Raw genomic sequence first — 1,610 nt, 5'->3', positions numbered from 1 at the left:
CAGAGCGTGTGAAAACCCGCTGATGTAGGTATTGGCACCCGGCAAACGCCCTGACATCGTTCGGGGCGTTTTCTTTTGTGCGATTCAGAAGGTCACCACCGGACTTTTCAGGCGAGCAGCTCGATCATCCGGCGCGCCCCCAGCACCTTGATGGCTCGCTTGAGGTTGTATGCCTGCACCGCCAGTGACATTTCCGCACGCACTCCACTGAAGTGACGCATCAGGAAGCGGCCGTTGCCCATTAGCCACTGCTTGAGATTGCCAAAGGGGTGTTCGACGATGCTGCGACGCCTGCTCATCATCTCGGGATGTTCGCTCATGCGATGCGCCATGCGCTCAAAGGAGGCCTCGTGGGCGTGACGCGTCAACAGGCGCCTATTGGCCCGAGTGCATTGCGTCTTTAATGGACAGTGGGCGCAGTCCTCGACCTGAGCCGCGTAGACTCGATCACCACGGTTGTACTGCTTGAGTGACAGCAGCTTACCGGCGGGGCATTGATAACAATCGCTTGACTCGTCGTAGCGGAAAGCACGGCGATCAAAACATTGCCCATCGCCCTGGCTGTTCACCGTGCGATTGGGCGGCACGAAAGCGGTGATGCCTGCGTCTTCGCAGGCCTGAAACTGAGCACCGTTGGAGTAACCGGCGTCAGCGGTAACTGCCAGTTCATCCTGCTGCAACACCGCTTTGGCGGCCTTGGCCATCGGCTCGAGCTGCTGCTGATCCGAGCCCGCGTGAGTCACCTCATGGTGCAAAATCAACGCGTGCTCGGCATCCACGGCGGTTTGCACGTTGTAGGCTACACAAGCCTTCTGGGTCGGATGGCGCATGAGCTTGGCATCCGCCTCGCCCACCACGAACTGCTCCAGCCCCTGAGCCTCCATCAACGCCTGGGCGCTCAGGTTGTTCGCGTGCCGATCGTGTAGTTGCTGCAACGCATACTTGACCGCCGTACGATCAACCGGTGCCTGGCTCTCTTGTGCATCGTTACTGTCGAGCTCGGCCAGGTAGCGGGCGATATGTTGCTCCAGGCGCTGCTGCTGTTCCTTGAGCCTTTTGAGGCTGATCTGCTTGCGTGCTGAGGCCACTGCCTGAAACTTACTACCATCGATGGCGACCAGGTTTCCGGTGATCAACCCAACCTGGCGGCAAAACTGCACGAAAGCCCGGCAAGTCGCCTGGAACGCTGCACCGTTGTCCTTGCGAAAATCGGCGATGGTCTTGAAATCCGGCGCCAGCCGGCACAGCAGCCACATCACTTCAACATTGCGCTGACACTCAGCCTCCAGACGGCGCGATGAACGAATACGCTGAAAATAACCATACAGGTAAAGCTTGAGCAGATCGGCCGGGTCATAGCCAGGACGTCCAGTGCGATGGGCCTTGGCTTTGCTAAAGCCCAACGCCTGAAGATCCAGCCTCGCCACATAGGCTTCGATCACCCGAACCAGATGATCCTCTGAGATCAGCTCCTCCAGCGTGACCGGAAACAGGCTGCTTTGCTCGCGACCTTCGCCCTGGATATAGCCCATAAACGACAATGCCCCTATCAACCGATAGAGGCATTGTCTTCAACTCGCCTTCAGACTGCTAGGTTTTCACACAGTCTG

1 protein-coding gene is annotated in these 1,610 nt (G+C 58.3%); it reads right to left on the bottom strand.

The window, feature by feature from the left end; translation table 11 throughout:
* Positions 1 to 107: 107 nt before the first annotated feature.
* On the bottom strand, positions 108 to 1,532 hold the full coding sequence (locus tag DNK06_RS25015) for an IS1182 family transposase (protein WP_131182667.1): 1,425 nt from the start codon (positions 1,530 to 1,532) through the stop codon (positions 108 to 110).
* Positions 1,533 to 1,610: the final 78 nt, after the last annotated feature.

The sequence above is a fragment of the Phytopseudomonas daroniae genome, assembly GCF_004327285.1.
GTDB classification, from domain to species: domain Bacteria; phylum Pseudomonadota; class Gammaproteobacteria; order Pseudomonadales; family Pseudomonadaceae; genus Aquipseudomonas; species Aquipseudomonas daroniae.
Note: the sequence above shows the minus strand (reverse complement) of the source record. Positions and strands in the feature narration are given on the sequence as shown.